The sequence below is a fragment of the Streptomyces sp. WM4235 genome, from assembly GCF_001279725.1.
Classification (GTDB): domain Bacteria; phylum Actinomycetota; class Actinomycetes; order Streptomycetales; family Streptomycetaceae; genus Streptomyces.
Window position 1 is genome coordinate 183,702 of record NZ_LGDE01000001.1, and the last position, 19,422, is coordinate 203,123.

The 19,422-nt window shown below is 71.4% G+C and carries 16 protein-coding genes and 2 tRNA genes; 12 read left to right on the plus strand and 6 right to left on the minus strand.

Annotated elements, in window-relative coordinates:
- Window positions 1-31 precede the first annotated feature (31 nt).
- Window positions 32-679 (plus strand): DsbA family protein, encoded by a 648-nt coding sequence (locus ADK55_RS00775; RefSeq protein WP_053674892.1) that lies wholly within the window; start codon window positions 32-34, stop codon window positions 677-679.
- 146 nt (window positions 680-825) lie between these two features.
- Here the strand turns inward: ADK55_RS00775 and ADK55_RS00780 are convergent, their stop codons facing one another.
- From ADK55_RS00780 to ADK55_RS00790, 3 genes are all read right to left on the minus strand, one after another.
- The gene (locus tag ADK55_RS00780) at window positions 826-1,482 is read right to left on the minus strand and encodes a superoxide dismutase (RefSeq protein WP_053674894.1); all 657 of its coding nucleotides are present in this window, start codon (window positions 1,480-1,482) and stop codon (window positions 826-828) included.
- 226 nt (window positions 1,483-1,708) lie between these two features.
- Window positions 1,709-3,124 carry an amino acid permease gene (locus ADK55_RS00785; protein WP_053674896.1) on the minus strand — a complete coding sequence of 472 codons (1,416 nt, stop codon included), beginning with the start codon at window positions 3,122-3,124 and terminating at the stop codon, window positions 1,709-1,711.
- 184 nt (window positions 3,125-3,308) lie between these two features.
- Window positions 3,309-4,706, minus strand: coding sequence for an amino acid permease (locus ADK55_RS00790; RefSeq protein WP_053674898.1), 1,398 nt, complete (start codon window positions 4,704-4,706; stop codon window positions 3,309-3,311).
- 283 nt (window positions 4,707-4,989) lie between these two features.
- On the opposite strand from ADK55_RS00790, the gene ADK55_RS00795 reads away from it, so the two are divergent.
- Entirely contained in the window at window positions 4,990-5,574 is a 585-nt protein-coding gene (locus tag ADK55_RS00795; RefSeq protein ID WP_053674900.1) for a biotin transporter BioY, read from the plus strand.
- Between the two features lie 80 nt (window positions 5,575-5,654).
- On the opposite strand, the gene ADK55_RS00800 is transcribed toward ADK55_RS00795, so the two are convergent.
- Complete coding sequence (locus ADK55_RS00800; RefSeq protein ID WP_053674902.1) at window positions 5,655-7,088, minus strand: amino acid permease; 1,434 nt, start codon at window positions 7,086-7,088, stop codon at window positions 5,655-5,657.
- Between the two features lie 218 nt (window positions 7,089-7,306).
- On the opposite strand from ADK55_RS00800, the gene ADK55_RS00805 reads away from it, so the two are divergent.
- Complete coding sequence (locus ADK55_RS00805; protein ID WP_053674904.1) at window positions 7,307-7,792, plus strand: ribose-5-phosphate isomerase; 486 nt, start codon at window positions 7,307-7,309, stop codon at window positions 7,790-7,792.
- A 158-nt stretch (window positions 7,793-7,950) separates the two neighbouring features.
- Entirely contained in the window at window positions 7,951-8,757 is an 807-nt protein-coding gene (locus ADK55_RS00810) for an Fpg/Nei family DNA glycosylase (protein WP_053674906.1), read from the plus strand.
- A gap of 56 nt (window positions 8,758-8,813) precedes the next feature.
- Here ADK55_RS00810 and ADK55_RS00815 read toward each other — a convergent pair whose 3' ends face one another.
- On the minus strand, window positions 8,814-10,049 hold the full coding sequence (locus ADK55_RS00815) for a GNAT family N-acetyltransferase (protein WP_053674908.1): 1,236 nt from the start codon (window positions 10,047-10,049) through the stop codon (window positions 8,814-8,816).
- 144 nt (window positions 10,050-10,193) lie between these two features.
- Between ADK55_RS00815 and ADK55_RS00820 the strand changes: the two genes are divergently transcribed.
- From ADK55_RS00820 to ADK55_RS00845, 6 genes are all read left to right on the plus strand, one after another.
- Window positions 10,194-11,309, plus strand: coding sequence for a PP2C family protein-serine/threonine phosphatase (locus ADK55_RS00820; protein WP_371591377.1), 1,116 nt, complete (start codon window positions 10,194-10,196; stop codon window positions 11,307-11,309).
- A 126-nt stretch (window positions 11,310-11,435) separates the two neighbouring features.
- Complete coding sequence (locus tag ADK55_RS00825) at window positions 11,436-12,299, plus strand: ABC transporter ATP-binding protein (protein ID WP_053674912.1); 864 nt, start codon at window positions 11,436-11,438, stop codon at window positions 12,297-12,299.
- Window positions 12,299-14,665, plus strand: coding sequence for an ABC transporter permease (locus tag ADK55_RS00830; protein WP_053674914.1), 2,367 nt, complete (start codon window positions 12,299-12,301; stop codon window positions 14,663-14,665). The genes ADK55_RS00825 and ADK55_RS00830 overlap by 1 nt, the downstream gene beginning before the upstream one ends.
- A 104-nt stretch (window positions 14,666-14,769) precedes the next feature.
- On the plus strand, window positions 14,770-16,161 hold the full coding sequence (locus tag ADK55_RS00835) for a pyridoxal phosphate-dependent decarboxylase family protein (RefSeq protein ID WP_053674916.1): 1,392 nt from the start codon (window positions 14,770-14,772) through the stop codon (window positions 16,159-16,161).
- Window positions 16,158-16,613 (plus strand): HD domain-containing protein, encoded by a 456-nt coding sequence (locus ADK55_RS00840; RefSeq protein ID WP_053674918.1) that lies wholly within the window; start codon window positions 16,158-16,160, stop codon window positions 16,611-16,613. Before ADK55_RS00835 ends, ADK55_RS00840 begins: the two co-directional genes overlap by 4 nt.
- A 166-nt stretch (window positions 16,614-16,779) precedes the next feature.
- Window positions 16,780-16,974, plus strand: coding sequence for a hypothetical protein (locus ADK55_RS00845; RefSeq protein WP_053674919.1), 195 nt, complete (start codon window positions 16,780-16,782; stop codon window positions 16,972-16,974).
- Between the two features lie 413 nt (window positions 16,975-17,387).
- Here the strand turns inward: ADK55_RS00845 and ADK55_RS00850 are convergent.
- Window positions 17,388-17,458, minus strand: a tRNA-Gly gene (locus tag ADK55_RS00850).
- A gap of 189 nt (window positions 17,459-17,647) precedes the next feature.
- Here ADK55_RS00850 and ADK55_RS00855 point away from each other — a divergent pair.
- Window positions 17,648-17,724: transfer RNA gene (locus ADK55_RS00855), tRNA-Pro, on the plus strand.
- A 176-nt stretch (window positions 17,725-17,900) separates the two neighbouring features.
- Complete coding sequence (gene tig, locus ADK55_RS00860) at window positions 17,901-19,307, plus strand: trigger factor (RefSeq protein ID WP_053674921.1); 1,407 nt, start codon at window positions 17,901-17,903, stop codon at window positions 19,305-19,307.
- Window positions 19,308-19,422 lie beyond the last annotated feature (115 nt).

Here is a 19,422-nt window from a genome sequence, read left to right on the forward strand (position 1 = left end):
CAGAGACGCCTTATGTGACTTGAGGAGAGACATGCCCGACACGCAGGTGCGCGAGAAGACCCCGGTCGATTTCTGGTTCGACCCGCTCTGCCCCTGGGCCTGGATGACGTCCCGCTGGATGCTCGAAGTCGAGAAGGTGCGCGACGTCGAGGTCCGCTGGCACGTGATGAGCCTCGGCGTGCTCAATGAGAACAAGCTGGACGAGCTGCCCGAGTCCTACCGCAAGCTCCTCGGCCCCGAGGCCTGGATCCCGGTCCGCGTGGTCATAGCGGCGCAGCAGAAGCACGGCTCCGAGCTGACCGGCAAGCTCTACACGGCGCTCGGCACCCGTATCCACAACGAGGGCCGCGGCAACACCCCCGAGGTGATCGCCGAGGCGCTGGCCGAGGTCGGTCTCCCGGTGGAGCTGGCCGCGTACGGAACCTCCGACGAGTACGACGAGGCCCTGCGCGAGTCGCACAACGAGGGCATCAACCGGGTCGGCCAGGAGGTCGGCACCCCGGTGATCTCCGTGCCCGGCGACAACGGCAAGGACGTCGCCTTCTTCGGTCCCGTCGTCACGCCCGCCCCGCGCGGCGAGGACGCCGCCCGCCTGTGGGACGGCACCCTGCTCGTCGCCTCCACCCCGGGCTTCTTCGAGATCAAGCGGACCCGCGACAAGGGCCCGTCGTTCGAGTAGTCCCGCGAGCGGTACCCGGCCGGTCCGCCGGCCCGACACCACGAAAAGCCCCCGCGAGTCACGTCCTCGCGGGGGCTTTCCGTTGGACACGCCCGCACGTGAAGGTTGAGAAGACGATCACGGGGCGGACGGGACGGTGGCGCCGATCAGCCCTTGGCGGGGATCAGCAGCGGGGTGTTGGCCTTGGCGTCGGCGTACCGCTTGGAGACGTCCTGCCAGTTGACGACGTTCCACATGGCCTCGATGAAGTCCACCTTCTGGTTCTTGTACTGAAGGTAGAAGGCGTGCTCCCAGGCGTCGAACACGAGGACCGGCACGGAGGCCTGCCCGACGTTGCCCTGGTGGTCGTAGACCTGCTCGACGATCAGTCGGCCGCTGATGGGCTCGTACGCCAGCACGCCCCAGCCGGAGCCCTGCGTGGCGGACGCGGCGAAGGTCAACTGCTTCTTGAACTTCGCGAAGGAGCCGAACGACTCGGTGATCGCGTCGGTGAGGTCGCCCAGGCCGTCGGCCGCGGTCGGCTCGCCGCCGCCCTCGCCGGTCTTCGGGCTGGCCATGTTGTGCCAGTAGATGCTGTGCAGGATGTGGCCGGAGAGGTGGAACGCGAGGTTCTTCTCCAGGCCGTTCAGCGCGCCCCAGTTCTCCTTGTCGCGCGCCTCCGCCAGCTGCTCCAGCGTGTTGTTGGCCCCGGTGACGTAGGCCGCGTGGTGCTTGTCGTGGTGCAGCTCGATGATCTGCGGATTGATCACCGGCTCCAGCGCCGCGTAGTCGTACGGAAGCTCAGGAAGCGTGTAGATGGCCATGCGTGTATCCGGTCCCCTCAGCGTGCCAACCGCTCATGGTGCGACAGTTATTGCAATCAATGCGCAACTGCACGCTAGCAGTATCTATTCCTGTCGACGAGTAAGGGTTGCCTCTCTTGTCAAGACCGCCGGAACGCCGAAAGCCGGGCCCATGCGATGGCATGAACCCGGCCTTCGACCAGGGGTGGAGCGGGGGTGGAACGGCGGAGCGGGAGGTGTCGGAGGGTCAGACCGTTTCGCGCGACCCCGCCCGACGCTGCATCACATAGCCGGTGACCGCGAGGGCTACGGTCAGTCCGCCGGTGAAGAGGACCTGGACCCGCGTGTCGTCACCGCGGACCATCAGCGCCAGCACGCCGACGACCCCGGCCAGCGCCACCCAGGTCAGGTACGGGAAGCCCCACATCCGCACGACCAGCTTCTCGGGGGCCTCCCGCTCCAGCCGGCGGCGCAGCACGAACTGGGAGACGGCGATGAAGCCCCAGACGACCAGGATCACGCCGCCGACCATGTTGAGCAGCCAGGCGAACAGGGTGTCCGGGTACCAGTAGGACAGCAGCACGGTGACGAAGCCGAAGCCCGAGGAGGCGAGCACCGCGCGCCGAGGCACGCCCCCGGAGGCCTTGCCGAGCGCCTTGGGGCCCTGCCCGCGGGCGACCAGCGAGTAGGCCATGCGGGAGGAGCCGTAGATGTTGGCGTTCATCGCGGAGAGCAGCGCGATCAGGATGACCACGTTCATGATCTCGCCGGCCGCGGGGATGCCCAGGTGGTCCAGGGTCGCGGCGTACGGTCCGTCCTCGGGCACCGCCGGGTCGTTCCACGGCAGCAGGGTGACGATGACCAGCATCGAGCCGACGTAGACGATCGCGATCCGCCACATGGTGGTCTTCACGGCCTTGGCGACGCCCTTGACGGGGTTCTCCGACTCGGCCGCCGCGATGGTCACCGTCTCCAGGCCGCCGTACGCGACGACCGAGGCGAGCAGACCGACCAGCAGGCCGTCCATGCCGTTGGGCAGGAAGCCGCCGTCGTGGAGCAGGTTGGCGGAGCCGGGGGAGGAGGTCCCGGGCAGCAGGCCCAGGACGGCGAGCACGCCCAGGCCCAGGAACAGCGCGATGGCGCCGATCTTGAGGGCGGCGAACCAGAACTCGAACTCGCCGAAGTGGGAGACCGCCGCCAGGTTGGACCCGCAGAAGAGCGCCATGAACGCCAACACCCACATCCACGAGGGGGTGCCCGGGAACCAGCCCGTCATGATGTGCGCCGCGCCGATCGCCTCGATGGCCACGCCCACGCACAGCAGGGTCCAGAACATCCAGCCGGCCGTGAAACCGGCCCACGGGCCGATGGCGCGGTCGGCGTGCACGGAGAAGGAGCCGGAGGCGGGGTTGGCGGCGGACATCTCGCCGAGCATCCGCATCACGAACATCACGAGGATTCCGGACGCGGCGTACGCGATCACGATCGACGGGCCCGCGGCCGCGATGCCGGCCCCGGAGCCCACGAAGAGCCCGGCCCCGATGACCCCGCCGAGGGCGATCATCGAGAGGTGGCGCTGCTTGAGGCCGTTGCCGAGAGGGGAGGACCCCGGTTCGGTCGGCGGTGACTGCCGGTCGGACGGGTTCAGGGTGCTCTGACTCATGGGGGTGATGCCTTGTCCGGTGCGGGGACGGGATGGGGCCCAGTCTGCCGATCGTCCGATAACCGGACGTTCGCCGTCCAGCATGCGGACTCTCGCCTCACGGGACGTGATCACCCCCGCGCGGAGGCGGAACAGGCCCGGGACACCGGTGCCGGGCCTGTTCCGCGTACGTCGGCGAGCGGGCTCAGGCCCGCCGGGCCCGCAGCTCCCGCACTCCCGCCACGACCAGCACCGCGGCGGCCGCGCCCGTGGACCACAGCAACTGCGGCCGCGCCGAGTCGTCGAACAGCATCAGGACCAGCACCACGGCCATCCCGACCAGCGCCGCCCACGTCAGGTACGGGAACAGCCACATCCGCAGCGTCAGCCGCTCCGGCATCTCCCGCTCCAGCACGCGACGCAGCCGCAGCTGCGAGACCGCGATCAGCGCCCACACGAACAGCAGCACCGCGCCGACCGCGTTGAGCATGTAGAGGAAGACCGTGTCCGGCCACAGCAGGTTCAGCACCACCGAGACGAACCCGAACGCCACCGAGGCGAACACCGCCCGCCGCGGCACCCCGCCGCCCGAGACCCGCAGCAGCCCCTTGGGCGCCTCGCCCCGCTCGGCCAGCGAGAACACCATCCGCGAGGACCCGTACAGGTTCGCGTTGAGGGCCGAGAGCAGCGCCACGAAGACCACGATGTTCATGATCTGACCGGCCGCCGGGATGCCGATCGAGTCCAGCACGGCCACGTACGGGCTCTGGCCCGGCTCCAGGGAGTCCCACGGCAGCAGGGTCACGATGACCACCATCGAGCCGACGTAGAAGAAGAGGATGCGCCACACCGCGCTGCGCACCGCGCGGGCGACCGAGCGGGCCGGGTCGTCGGACTCGGCCGCCGCGATGGTGACGACCTCCAGGCCGCCGAAGGCGAAGACGACGGCGAGCATGCCGGCGACCACGCCGCCCATGCCCTGGGGGAAGAAACCGCCGTGGCCGGTCAGGTTGGCCGCGCCGATCGGGTCGGTGTCGGGCAGCAGGCCGAGGATGGCGAGGGTGCCCAGGATCAGGAAGAGGACGATCGCGCCGACCTTCAGCGCGGCGAACCAGAACTCGAACTCGCCGAAGTTCTTCACGGCGGCCAGGTTGCTCACGGTGAAGACCACCATGAAGATCAACACCCAGATCCACTGGTCGACCGACGGCACCCAGCCGTTCGCGATCTTCGCGGCGCCGGTCGCCTCCACGGCGAGCACCACGACCAGCAGGAACCAGTACAGCCAGCCGGCGGAGAAGCCGGCCCACCGTCCCAGGGCCTTCTCCGCGTACACGGAGAAGGATCCGGAGGCGGGCATCGCGGCCGACATCTCGCCGAGCATCCGCATCACGAGCATCGCGAGGACGCCCGCGAGCAGGTACGAGCAGATGATCGCGGGGCCGGCGATGCCGATGCCGGCGCCGGAGCCGACGAAGAGCCCGGCGCCGATGACGCCGCCGAGGCCCAGCATGGTCAGGTGGCGCTGCTTCAGGCTGTGGCTGAGGGGTTCGGAGGGGAGCTCACCCGTGGTGGCGGGCGGGTCGGGCAGGAGGTCGCGCATGAGGAGTGCTCGTACTCTCGTTCGGCCTGGCGGCGGTGGGGGCTCCGCGACTGGTTGGAGGGAACCTACAGTCTCGCTGGAGGCCGTCCATCCGCGCAAAACGGACGTGCGGGCGGTAGTTGCTCGTGATGCGGATCACTTCACCTGGGGTGTGACCCGGGCTCTTTGTGTACTCCCCACCAAACCGGGGAGTACGGCTTTGTCCCGGCCGGCGGTGGGGCGGAGCCCTGCACCGGACTAACGTCGGTGATCGTCCCGTCACCACCACCCCCGGAGCCTCCCGATGAGCACCGCTTCCGTCTCCTTCCGGCCCGGCGCCGTCCTCGCCGACCTGCTGCCCGCGAGCCGCGTCCGTGACATCGCGCTCGTCGTCGGCGGCGCCGCGCTCACCGGCATCGCCGCGCAGATCTCCGTGCCCGTCCCCGGCTCCCCGGTCCCGGTCACCGGCCAGACCTTCGCGGCCCTGCTGGTCGGCACCGCGTTCGGCGCGCGCCGCGGCTTCCTCGCGCTGGCCCTGTACGCGCTCGTGGGCATGGCGGGCGTGCCGTGGTTCGCGGGCGGCACCTCCGGCGCGGGCGGCGCCTCCTTCGGCTACGTGCTCGGCATGCTGCTCGCCGCCACCGTCGTCGGCGCCCTCGCGCGGCGCGGCGCCGACCGCTCGGTCGCGCGCACGGCGGCCACGATGGTGCTCGGATCCGCGCTCATCTACGCCGTCGGCGTGCCCTACCTGGCGCTGTCCACCGGGATGTCCTTCGGCGCGGCCGTCGCGGCGGGCCTGACCCCGTTCCTGCTCGGCGACGCGCTCAAGGCCGCGCTGGCCATGGGCGCCCTGCCGGCGGCCTGGAAGCTGGCCGGCCGCCGCGGCTGATCCCGTACGCGTCGACGACGCAGCCCCCGGACCGCGAGCGGCGGTCCGGGGGCTGCTGTCGTTCACGGGCGATCGATCGCTCAGACGCGCGCGGCGGCCTTGCGGCGCATGTCGCGCACCACGCCGATGGCCAGCACCACGGCCGCCACCAGCAGGGAGAGCAGGACGACCTGGCGGTTGTCCTTGTCGTAGACCATGTAGGCCAGGACGAAGGTGATCATCCCCGCGGTGGCCCAGGTGAGGTACGGGAAGAGCCACATCTTGACGGTGAGCTTCTCCGGGGCCTCGCGCTCCAGGATCTTGCGCATGCGCAGCTGGGTCAGGCAGATGACCAGCCACACGAAGAGGGCGATGGCACCCGAGGAGTTCAGCAGGAAGCTGAAGACCGTGTCCTTGAAGGCGTAGTTGAAGTAGACGGCGACGAAGCCGAACACCACGGAGCCCAGGATGGCGGCCGTCGGGACGCCCCTCTTGTTGACCTTGGCGAAGACCTTCGGGGCGTCACCGCGCTCGCCCAGCGAGAACGCCATGCGGGAGGCGGTGTACAGGCCCGAGTTCAGGCAGGACAGCACGGCGGTCAGGACGATCACGTTCATGATCTGGCCGGCGTGGGCGATGCCGATGGAGTCGAGGGCGGCCACGTAGGAGCCCTTGTCGACGATCGACTTGTCGTTCCACGGCAGCAGGGTCAGGACGATGAAGATCGAGCCCAGGTAGAAGATGCCGATGCGCCAGATCACCGAGTTGGTGGCCTTGGTGACCGCGCGGCGCGGGTCCTCGGACTCGCCGGCGGCCAGGGTGACGATCTCGCTGCCCATGAAGGAGAAGACGACCATCAGCACACCGGTGAGGATCGAGCCCCAGCCGTTGGGCATGAATCCGCCCGCGTCGGTGAGGTGCGCGAATCCGGCGCCGGGGTTGTCCGAGCCCGGCAGCACGCCGAAGACGGCCAGCATGCCGATGATCACGAACGCGCCGATGGCGACGACCTTGATGCCCGCGAACCAGAACTCGAACTCGCCGTACGAGGCGACCGAGCCGAGGTTGGTGACGGTCAGGACCGCCATGACGATCAGAGCCCAGGCCCACTGCGGGACGGCCGGGACCCAGCCTTCGAGGATCACCGCGCCGGCGGTGGCCTCCACGGCCAGCACGACGACCCAGAAGAACCAGTACAGCCAGCCGATGGAGAAACCGGCCCAGCGACCGAGCGCGCGGTCGGCGTAAGCGGAGAACGAGCCCGAGTTCGGGCTGGCGGCGGCCATCTCGCCGAGCATCCGCATCACGAAGACGACCATGGCGCCGACGAGTGCGTACGAGACGAGGATGGCGGGACCGGCCTTGGCGATGCCGCCGCCGGAGCCGACGAAAAGACCGGCGCCGATGACGCCGCCAATGGCGATCATGGACAGGTGGCGGTTCTTGAGACCGGCCTTCAGACCGTCGGAGGGCTTGGCGTCGCCGGGGGTGCCGGAGGGGTCGCCTGCCTTCTGAAGGGTCGTCGTGGAGCTCATGGACGATTCCTTAGGTTCTCGGGTTGCGAGCCCCGGCATTCAAACCTGAGTTACCTCCAATACGGAAGAGTTTCTTCCGATGGTTGCCTTGGGCACAAGGTCCGGGACGAAGGTCCCGACCCGTCCTGTCTGGGTTCTTTGGGTTTATTTGAGGTTGAGAAGTGATTTACGCGACACCCGCTGCGGGCCGCGGGTCCGGCTCGTGCCACACTCGACCCATGCGCGTGTACCTCGGATCCGACCATGCCGGCTTTGAGCTCAAGAACCACCTGGTGGACTGGCTCAAGAACAACGGCCACGAGCCCGTCGACTGCGGGCCCCACATCTACGACGCCGTGGACGATTACCCGCCCTTCTGCCTGCGGGCCGCGGAGCGGACCGCCGCGGACGGCGAGAGCCTCGGCATCGTGATCGGCGGCTCCGGCAACGGCGAGCAGATCGCCGCGAACAAGGTCAAGGGCGTCCGCGCGATCCTCGCCTGGAGCGTGGAGACCGCCAAGCTCGGCCGTGAGCACAACAACGCCAACGTGATCTCCGTCGGCGGTCGGATGCACACGCAGGACGAGGCCCTCAGCTTCATCGAGGCCTTCCTGGCGACCCCGTACTCCGGCGAGGAGCGCCACACCCGCCGCATCGACATGCTCTCCGCCTACGAGCTGACCGGCGAGCTGCCCCCGATCCCGGCCCACCACCCGCAGGCCTGACACCCCTCCGCCGTGCCGCCGGAAAGCCCCGGTGGCGCGGCGGTTTCATGCCGCCGTCCGGCCGTGCGGCGGCGCCGCGGCGCGTCCGCCCGGCCGCCCCGTCGTCGAGGCGTCCCGTCGTCCCGTCGTCCCGTCGTCGTGTCTCAAGGAGCAGCGCCGTGCCCGAGGGGCATACGATCCACCGCCTCGCCCAGGACCACACCGAGCGGTTCGCCGCCCGCCCGGTCCGGGTCAGCAGCCCGCAGGGCCGGTTCGCCGAGAGCGCCGCACTGCTCGACGGCCGGGAGCTGGAGAGCGCCGAGGCGCACGGCAAGCACCTCTTCCTGGAACTCGGGGACGCCTGGATCCACATCCACCTCGGCCTCTTCGGCAAGCTCGGCTTCGGTCCCGCCCCGGCCCCGCCCGCCACGGACACCGTGCGGCTGCGCCTGCTGAACGCGGACCACTGGGCCGACCTGCGCGGCCCCACCGCCTGCGCGCTGATCGGCGACGGCGAGAAGAAGGCGATACACGACCGGCTCGGCCCCGACCCGCTGCGCCCGGACGACGACCCGGACCGGGCCTGGGCGCGGATCTCCCGCTCCCGCACCACCGTGGCGGCCCTCCTCATGGACCAGAAGGTGATCGCGGGCGTCGGCAACGTCTACCGCGCGGAGGTCCTCTTCCGCCACGGGATCGACCCGTACCGCCTCGGCAGGGACCTCACCCGCCGCGAATGGGACGCGATCTGGGCCGACCTGGTCCTGCTGATGCGCGAGGGCGTACGGAACAACCGGATCGACACCGTCCGCGACGAACACCTGCCCGAGGCCATGGGACGCCCGCCCAGGGTGGACGACCACGGCGGTGAGGTGTACGTCTACCGGAGGGCGAACATGCCCTGTCACATCTGCGGGGGCGAGATCCGCACCGCCGATCTCGCCGCCCGCAACCTCTTCTGGTGCCCCGACTGCCAAACGCGCTAGCGCCCGACCGGGCGCCGCCCGCCGCAACGCGTGCGCCCGCCGGAACCCGTGCCGCGCTAGAACCCGTGCGGCAGCCAGGGGGCCACATCGCCCCGGAAGGCGCGCGAGGCCTCCGCCAGGGCGCCCGGGCGCAGCTCGCGGACCCGCCCGGCGGCGGCCAGCGAGCCCAGGGTGATCCCGCCCAGGTAGGCGGACCCGAGCTCCCGGACGGACAGCTCCAGCTCGGCCGGCTCGGCCGTCCGTACGCAGGTCGCACCGCCCTTCTCGTCGACGGTCAGCCGCCACCGCCCCTCGTTCCACGGGCAGAACGCGTCCTCCACCTCCAGGACCACGTCCAGCGGCGCCCCGTACGCCCGCGCCTCCAGCGCCGCGCTGACGTCCACGAGTCGCACGTGCAGCGTGTCGCGCGGGAACGGCCGGGACCGCCGGATGTCGCTGACCAGGTGCAGCACCGGATCGTCGACCGGCCGCCTGGTCGCCCGTACGGAAGAGGTCAGGTCGATCTCGAAGAGGTAGCGCCACAGCGCGGCCGTGGCCGTCGGATCCAGCGCGTCGAGGTCGGCCAGATCGACGCGGCCCTCGGCGCCGGTCAGCTTCCAGTCGGGCTTCACCCGATAGCGCGCGTACCCGACCACCTCCCCGTCCGGGCGCTGCGCCACCACGCACTTCAGCGGGGACGCCCCGTCCCGCATGCTCTCCGGGTCCAGCAGCGCCTGCCGTTCCCAGCCCGGCTGCCGGGCCGGCATCCCGGGCCGCCGGGGGACCAGCTCGGCGTACACCCGCTCGCAGTCGGGCAGCGCCTTCTCCGGGTCCACGAGCCGCAGCACGACCTCGTCCGTGCCCGGCGGCACGGCGAGCCGCACCCGGACCGTGTCGATGTCGACGGCCAGGCCGTACGCGCCGGTGCCGTAGCCGAATCGCCCGTAGATCGCCGGTTCCGAGGCCGTCAGCACGGCGAGCGCCTCACCACCCGCCCGGATGTCGTCCAATTGGCGGCGCATCATCGACGTCAACACCCCGCGCCGACGGTGCGTCGGCGCCACACCCACCATGGTCACCCCCGCCGCCGGCACCACCGAGCCGCCGGGTACGGAGAGTCGGAAACTGAACGCGCCGGCCGAACCCACGCAGGTCTCGCCGTCCCAGACGCCGAGCGAACGCTCGTGCTCCGTCAGAGACTTGTACAGTTCCCGCTCCGCCGGGGATTCGGGCACACCACCGAACGCCAGTTCCAGGTGGTCGTACCAGGCATCCCACTCATCAGCCTTCAATACGCGCGTCTCAAGAGCCATATGGCCATCCTTACCAGGGCATTCCGTCCCAGTCGAAATGATTTCGACCGGCGATGTGCCTCAGGTCCGGGGGTACCCCTGCGCACGCACAGCCAGGATGGATAGGGTCCCGATGCAATGGCCGGAGCACGTGTGGAGACGCTCATGGCCCGGACACGCATGCTGTGGCACCGGGCCCGCACCACCCTGCGCAAATCGGCGGTCGACTACTTCCGCGGCGACGGCTCGGACTGGCTCGCCTTCGGCGGCCTGCTCCTGACCATTCCCGCCATCGCCTGCGGCACGCTGATGATGCCCGTCTGGTTCTCGCCGGCCGCTCTGGTCCTGCCCATCGTCGCCGGCGGCCTGCTGCTGAGACCCGCCAGCCTGCTCGCGCTCTACGCCGCCTCCGCCGCCGCCCTGATCGTCGAGGCCCTGGTCCTCGGCCCGTACACCCAAGGCCCCGCCCGGGTCACCCCGGGCACCGTGCTCGTCGTCGCCGCCTGCGGGTTCTTCGGTCTGGTCATCGCCCAGTTCCGCAGCCGCGTCGGAGTGCCCTGGCGGCGCGGCGGCACCATGCTCTTCGACCTGCGCGAACGGATCCGGGTCCAGAGCAAACTGCCCTCCCTGCCACCCGGCTGGCATCGCGAGATGGCCCTGCGCCCGGCCGGCGGACAGTCCTTCTCCGGCGACTTCGTCGTCGCCGCCCGCACCAACGGCGGCCGCACCCTGGAAATCGTCCTGACCGACGTCTCCGGCAAGGGCATGGAAGCCGGCTCCCGCGCCCTCCTGCTGTCCGGCGCGTTCGGCGGCCTCCTCGGCGCCCTCCCGCCCCACGGCTTCCTGCCCGCCGCCAACGGCTACCTCCTGCGCCAGGACTGGGAGGAGGGCTTCGCCACCTCCATCCACCTCGTCCTGGACCTGGAGAGCGGCGACTACGAACTGCTGTCCGCCGGCCACCTCCCCGCCCTCCAACTCTCCGCCGGCACCGGCCGCTGGCAGGAGGTCTCCGGCGAGGGCCCGCTCCTCGGCGTCTACGACGGGGCCGAGTTCGAGCCCGCCCGCGGCAACCTCCGGCGCGGCGACGTCCTCATGCTCTTCACCGACGGCCTCGTCGAGACCGCCGACCGCGACATCAGCGAGGGCATCGACCGCCTCACCGGCGAAGCCGACCGGTACGTCGCCGCCGGCTGGGAGGGCGCGGCCTGGCACCTCATCGAGAAGGTCGCCAAGGACGTCAACGACGACCGCGCCCTGCTGCTCATCCGCCGCTCCATGTGACCCGGTGGTGGGGTTTACCCCACCACCGACCCGCCTGGTTCCGCCATGGTCCGCACCCCGACGTGCTCCGTAGCGTCGGAACCACGATCAGGACCTGATCGGCGGACACGGACGAACGGGCACACCATGGGGATCCTGCGGAACAGGCGGCGGCGCGAGGAGCGGGAACCGGCGGACGCCCGGTACGGATCCCCGTCCCCCACGGACGCCCCGTACGGCACCCCGCCGCCGGCCGCCGCCGTCGAACTGCGCGGCGTGCGGCGCCGCTACGGGCGCGGCGGCGGCGCCGTGCACGCCCTGCGCGGCATCGACCTCAGCCTGCCGCGCGGCAGCTTCACCGCCGTCATGGGCCCGTCCGGCTCCGGCAAGTCCACCTTTCTCCAGTGCGCCGCCGGCCTCGACCTGCCCACCGAGGGCTCCGTCCGCCTCGGCGGCACCGAGATCACCGGCATGAACGAGAACCAACTGACCGAACTGCGCCGCAGCCGCCTCGGTTTCGTCTTCCAGGCCTTCAACCTGCTGCCCTCCCTCACCGTCGAACAGAACGTCCTGCTCCCGATGCGCCTCGCCGGCGGCGGATCCGCCCGCCAGGGCCGGGCCCACGCCGCCGAACTGCTCGCCCGCGTCGGCCTGGAGGGCAAGGGACACCGACGCCCCACCGAACTCTCCGGCGGCCAACAGCAGCGCGTGGCCATCGCCCGCGCCCTCGTCACCCGCCCCGACGTGATCTTCGCCGACGAACCCACCGGCGCCCTCGACACCACCACCGCCGCCGAGGTCCTCGACCTGCTGCGCACCGCCGTCGACTCCCTCGGCGCCACCGTCGTCATGGTCACCCACGACCCCGTCGCCGCCACCCACGCCGACCAGGTGCTCTTCCTCGCCGACGGCCTCATCGCGGACCGGCTGCCGCGCACCGACGCCACCACCATCGCCGCCCGGATGCGCACCCTCACCACCCGCCCCGCCCTCGCGGGAGCGGCGGCCTGATGCCCACCCCGAACGGACTGGCCCGCGCCGCACTGCGGTTTCGCCCCGCGGCGTTCGCCGGCACCTTCATCGCCCTCCTCCTGACCGTCGCCATCGTGTCCGCCTGCGGAATCCTGCTGGAGAGCGGACTGCGGGCGAGCGTCCCGCCCACCCGCTACGCCCAGGCCCCCGTCGTGGTCGCCGCCGACCAGCGGGTCCACCTGCAAGCCGGAGCCGGCGAGGGCACCTACGAGGTCACCGCCGCCGTCCCCGAACGGGCCCGCGTCGACGCCGCCCTGCTGGAGCGGCTCACCCCGCTCGGCCGCACCGTCCCCGACGTGAGCTTCCCCGTACGGGACGACGCCGGAGCCACCCTCGACGCCTCCGGCTGGGGCTCCACCGCCTTCACCGGCGAACACCTCGCCACCGGCCGGGCCCCGACCCGCCCCGGAGAGGTCGCCCTCGGCACGGCCGGCCCCGACCGGATACGCCTGGACACCCCCGCCGGCCCCCGCGAGTTCCGCGTCGTCGGACGCGCCGACCGGCCCGGAGCCTGGTTCTCCGACACCGAGGCCCGCGCCCTGTCCGGCCACCCCGACGCGCTCGACGCCATCGTGCTCCTCGACGCGGACCCGCGCGCCGACACCCCGGCGGTCCGCGCCGCCGTCGGGAACCGCGCCCAGGTCCTCACCGGCACCGCCCGCGTCATGGACCCGCGGCTGGAGGGCGCCAAGGCCCTGCTGTCCGGCCTCGGCGGCTCCTTCGGCGGCGTCGCCACCCTCGTCGCCGTCTTCACCGCCGCCGGCACCGTCGCCCTCTCCGTCGGCCAACGCTCCCGCGAGTTCGCCCTGCTGCGGGCCATCGGCGCCACCCCCCGCCAGATCCGACGCACCGTCGCCACCGAGGCCCTGCTCATCGCACCCGTCGCCGGCGCGCTCGGCTGCGTACCCGGCATCGCCCTGGCCTCCTGGTGGTTCGGGCAACTCCAGGGGAAGGGCGCCATCCCCGACGCCGTCGAACTGTCCGTCTCCTGGATCCCCCTGCTGTCCGCCATCGGCATCGGCCTCGCCACCGCCCTGCTCGCCGGCTGGGCCGCCGCCCGCCGACCCGCCCGGATCCGGCCCGGACAAGCCCTCGCCGCGGCTGCCGTCGAACGCCTGCGCCCCGGCTGGATCCGCACCCCGCTCGGCCTCGCCGCCCTCGCCGGCGGGATCGTCTGCGCGGGCCTGGCCGCCGGGAACACCGGCGAGGACGCCGCCAACGCCTCCCTCGGCGTGGTCATGCTCTTCATGCTCGCCGTCGCCCTGCTCGGCCCGCTCGTCGCCCGCGCCTGCGCGGCCGTGTTCGGCCTCCCGCTGCGCGCCACCGGACCCGCCGGCCGCCTGGCCGCCGCCAACTCCCGTACCAACGCCCGCCGACTCGCCTCCGCGATCACCCCCATCGTGCTCGCCATGGCCTTCTCCTCGACCCTCGTCTTCCTGCACACCAGCCAGGACCGGGCCACCCGCCAACAACAAGAGGCCGGACTGATCGCCGACCACGTCGTCACCGACCCGCGCTCCACCGACGGCGGCATCGCCGTCACCCGGACCTCCGTCCTCGCCGTGATGGGCTCCGGCGCCGACCGGTGGCTCCAGTCCGCCACCGCCCAGGGCGTCTCCGGCGACCCGACCCCCGTCCAGGACCTGGGCGTACGCTCCGGCTCCCTCGCCCGCCTGCGCCCCGGCACCGTCGCGGTCGACCGCAGCCTCGCCGACTCCGCGCACGCCTCGGTGGGCGACCGCATCGACCTGCGGCTCCCCGACGGCACCCCGACCCGCCCCGAGATCACCGCCGTCTACACCCGCGGCCTCGGATTCGCGCAGGTCACCCTCCCCGCCGCGGACCTCGCCGGGCACACCACCTCGGGCCGCCCCACCGAACTCCTCGTCCGAGGCCCCGTACCGGCCGCCGCCGGCCCGGCGATCCCCGCCTCCCGATGGACCGCCGCCCAGGACCTCGACCGCGCCCTCAACGCCTGGGCCAACACCACCATGGCGGCCGTACTCGGCGGTTTCGCGGCCGTCGCCGCCGCCAACACCCTCGTGATGACCGTCCTCGACCGCCGCCGCGAACTGCGCATGCTGCGCCTCGTCGGCTCCACCCGCCGGCAGGTCCTGCGCATGCTCCGCTGGGAGGCCCTGCTGATCACCGGCGCGGGCATCACCCTCGGCTCCGCCATCGCCCTGGTCACCCTGATCCCGCTGACCAAGGCCGTCACGGGCGAGGGCCCGTACGTCCCACCCCTGGTATACGCGTCCTTCGCGGCGTCCGCACTGCTCCTCGGCCTCACCGCCACGGCCCTCCCCGGCCGCCTCCTCACCCGCCGCCCGTCGCCGACGACCTGACCCGCGGTCCGGGGGAGGGGGCATCCCCCTGGGGCTCAGGGGGCCGGGCCAATCCCCCCCGATTGGCCCGCCCCCGAAGCCCCGCGAAGACCTAACGTGCCCCCATGCACCACACGCTCGCCGCCGACCTCGCCCGTCTCCCGGACCTCCTCGACGCCACCCGCCGGGCCGCCGTCGAGGCCCTCGCCGGCCTGGACACGCGTCCCGTCGTACCCCCGCGCCCCACGACGGATCCGCACCCCGAACCCCTCCCCGTCCACGGGGCCGGCGCCGCAGCCGCCCTGGACGCCTTCCAACACCGCTGGGCGCCCCTCCTGTCGGCCTCCGCCGGCCCCCGCTACCTCGGGTTCGTCACCGGCGGCGCCACCCCCGCCGCCCTCGCCGGCGACTGGCTGACCGCCGCCCACGACCAGAACTCCAACTCCGCCCTCGACGGCGCCGGCCAAGACCTGGAACGCGAGACCGTCTCCTGGCTCCGCGACCTCTTCGGCCTCTCCGACGCCCACACCGGCACCTTCCTCAGCGGCGCCACGATGTCCAACACCACCGGCCTCGCCATCGCCCGCGAATGGGTCGGCGAACGGCGTGGGATCTCCGTCTCCGAGGACGGCGCGGCAGCGCTCGGCCCCGTCCGCGTCCTCTCCGGCGCCCCGCACTCCTCCATCGCCAAGGCCCTCTCCGTCCTCGGCCTCGGCCGTAACGCCCTGGTGCCCGTCCCCACCCTCCCCGGTCGGGAAGCCGTCGACCCCGCCGCCCTGGACCGGGCCCTCGCGGACACCCCCGGCCCGGCCGTCGTCGTCGCCAACGCCGGCACCGTCAACACCGTCGACTTCGACGACCTCCGCGCCATCGCCGCCCTGCGCGAACGCCACGACTTCTGGCTCCACACCGACGCCGCCTTCGGCGCCTTCGCCGCGCTCTCCCCGGAACACGCCCACCTCGTCGACGGACTCGACGCCTCGGACTCGGTCTGCGTCGACCTGCACAAGTGGCTGAACGTCCCCTACGACAGCGCCGTCCAGTTCACCCGACGCCGCGACCTCCAGGCCCGCGTCTTCCAGAACGCCGCCGCCTACCTCGGACCGCTCGGCGAACACCCCGACCTGGTCCACCTCACCCCGGAGAACTCCCACCGACTGCGCGCCCTCGCCGCCTGGTTCACGCTCCGCGCGTACGGCCGCGAGGGCCACCGGGAGATCGTCGAACGCGACATCGCCTGCGCCCGCTCCCTGGCCGCGGAACTCGCCGAGGACCCCGCCTTCCGCATCCTGGCCCCGGTACGCCTCAACGTCGTCTGCCTCACCCTCGCCGAGGCCCCCACCGCGGCCCGCCTGACGGCCCTGCGCGAAGCCGTCCAGACGGAGGTCTTCCTCACCCCCACCGTCTACGCGGGAACCCCCGCCCTGCGCGCCGCGTTCTCCAACTGGCGTACCACGCAGGCGGACGTACGCCGAGCCGCACAGGCTCTCCGTACGGCGACAAGGGAGCTCACATGACGGATCGTGCCCTGACCCTCATCGAGGTCGAGGCCCTCGCCCGCGCGGCACACGAGGGCCAGACCGACAAGGCCGGCCGCCCCTACGCCGAGCACCTCGCGGCCGTCGCCGAAGGCGTCCGCCTGCGCGGAGGCACCGCCGAACAACAGGCGGCGGCCTGGCTCCACGACGCGATCGAGGACGACGCCCTCACCCCGGACTGGCTCGAATCGGCCGCTCTGCCCACCCCCGTCAAGGACATGGTCCTCGCCCTCACCAAGATCCGGGGCGAACCGGTCGAGGGGTACGCCGCCCGCATCCTCGCCACCCCGGGCGCCCTCCTGGTCAAGGAAGCCGACCTGGCGCACAACGCCGACCCGGTACGCCTGTCCGTACTCGACGCCCCCACCCGCGACCGCCTGTCAGCCAAGTACGCGCACGTGCGCTCCCTCCTCGGCCTCACCACCCCGTGACCCCCGCGCCGCGCCCGAAACACGCGCCCCTCACATCCCATTGACGGCAAAGTCACCATGCCCATTCCTCACGGGACGGATAGTCAGGCCCGGTTGGTGGGAGGATGGTGCGTGTGGGGGCATGGGCCCCAGGCCGACCAGGGGACGACCGAAGGTGTGATCAGAAGTGGCCATTTCGCTGTCAGTGGTGGTTCTGTTGGCGATCATCCTGGTGATCCTGATCCGCGGCAAGCACATCAAGGCCGGCCCCGCGATCATCGCGGTCCTCTTCGGCTTCTTCCTGGCGTCCAGCTCCATCGCCCCGGACGTCAACCGCTTCCTCAACTCCCTGGCGGACACGATCGCCGGCATCAAACTCTGAACCCCAGGTCACGGCAACCGAACGAGCCGGCCGCACCACGGCGCGCCCGGCCCGTCCGCCACACCCCCCCACGCCCCGACGCTTCAGCCCGTCACCAGGTGGCGATCGTCGCGCGATAGTGCGAACCGATCACATCACGGTCGAGCCCGACCCCCTCGGGAACCGCCGGCGCGCGGGAGTTGACGTCGCGCATGGGCCACAGCACCGCCCGCGCCGCGCTGGTCTGCCGGCACGCCAGTGCCGATCGGGACCGGTTGATCGCCGACGCGTTGAGCGGGCTCGTGAAAAAGGGGCGCAGGAAGATCCACGGCGCAAGGGGCGCGCAGGGGACACGGAGAGCCGGTCTCGCCCCCCGGAACGGCGAAGGGCCAGGTCGAGGAGATGATCCTCTGACCTGGCCCTTTTCGCTTCAGAGCGGGTGACGGGAATCGAACCCGCGTAGCTAGTTTGGAAGACTAGGGCTCTACCATTGAGCTACACCCGCAAGACGTGCGACGCAGGTCCGGGGACTGCGGCACGGACAGCATCCTAGCGGGTCGCGGCGGGGGATCGCACACCGCTTTCGGGGGCGGCGTCGTGTCCGGTGTCGGTCCGCGGCCACGCGCGTGCACGCCTCTGCGGGAAACGCGCGCGTCGGAGGGTCTCCGGGCATGTACCCTACGTGTCGCACCGACGGGGTGTGGCGCAGCTTGGTAGCGCGTCCGCTTTGGGAGCGGAAGGTCGTCGGTTCGAATCCGGCCACCCCGACCAGCCAGCCTTACCCGCACGATGATCGCGTTCGATGATCGCGTTGTGGGCTGATTGCCGCTTGCGGTTACTATGCAAGCTGCGTGCCCGTGTGTCTGATGCCGGGCCGAATCCGCTGAACCGCTGAATCACAGCGTGACGGCAGAACCCCCAGCAGTCAGCCACAAGGAGACCGAACCGTGAAGAGCGCCGTGGAGACCCTGAACCCGACTCGGGTTCGGCTCACTGTTGAGGTGCCCTTCGAGGAGCTCAAGGACAGCCTCGACGCGGCCTACAAGAAGATCAACCAGCAGGTCACGGTGAAGGGCTTCCGCAAGGGCAAGATCCCGGCCCGCGTCATCGACCAGCGCTTCGGCCGCGGTGCGGTGCTGGAGGAGGCCGTCAACGACGCCCTCCCGAAGTTCTACACCGAGGCCGTCAACGAGGCCGACCTGAACCCGCTGGGCCAGCCCGAGGTCGACATCAAGGAGCTGAAGGACGGCGAGCTGCTGTCCTTCACCGCCGAGGTGGACGTCCGCCCCGAGATCGAGATCCCGGACTACGCGGGCATCGAGGTCGAGGTCGACGCCATCGACGTCTCCGACGAAGAGGTCGAGACGGCCGTCGAGCAGCTGCGCGGTCGCTTCGCGTCCACCAAGGACGTCGAGCGCGCGGCCGAGGACGGCGACGTCGTCACCATCGACCTTGAGGCCAAGGTCGACGGCGAGGTCCTCGAGGACGGCGTCGCCCAGGACGTCTCCTACACCATCGGCTCGGGCGAGCTTCTCGAAGGCATCGACGAGGCCGTCAAGGGCCTGGAGGCCGGTGGCGAGGCCACCTTCACCTCCCAGCTGAAGGGCGGCTCCGCCGAGGGCAAGGACGCCGAGGTCACCGTCAAGGTCACCAAGGTCTCCGCCCGTGAGCTGCCGGAGCTGGACGACGAGTTCGCGCAGATGGCGAGCGAGTTCGACACCCTCGACGAGCTCAAGGCGGACAGCCGTACCCGCCTGGAGAACCAGAAGCAGTACGACCAGGCCACCCAGGCCCAGGAGCGCGTCCTGGAGAAGTTCCTGGAGCTCGCGGAGATCCCCGTTCCCGAGAAGCTGCTCGCGGACGAGGTCCAGACCCGCAAGCACAACCTGGAGCACCACCAGCTCGGCCAGATGGGCCTGACCATCGAGAAGTTCCTGGAGATCCAGGGCAAGACGGTCGAGGAGTTCGAGGCCGAGACCGGCGAGCAGGCCGTCAAGGGCATCAAGACCCAGTTCCTGCTGGACGCCCTGGTCAACAAGGAGAAGCTGGGCGTGACCCAGGAGGAGCTCACCGAGCACCTCATGCGCCGCGCGCAGTCCTCCGGCATGTCCCCCGACCAGTTCGCCCAGGCGGTCGTCGAGGGTGGCCAGGTTCCGATGCTGGTCGGCGAGGTCGCTCGCGGCAAGGCCCTCGCGGTCGTCGTCGAGAAGGCCAAGGTCACCGACACCAACGGTGAGGTCGTCGACCTGTCCGACGAGGACGAGGACGAGGCCGCCGTCGAGGCGAACGCCGAGGTCGTCGAGGCCGACGCGGACGCCGACGCCGACGAGGCCAAGGCCGACGAGGCCAAGTAACACCTCGGGCGACGCCTCGCGCGGAGCCCGCCCCGCATGGCTTGAAACATGCCCCGAAGGGCCCGGACGCAGCAGCGTGCGGGCCCTTCTGCGCTTGCCGGCGACGGCTCTGACC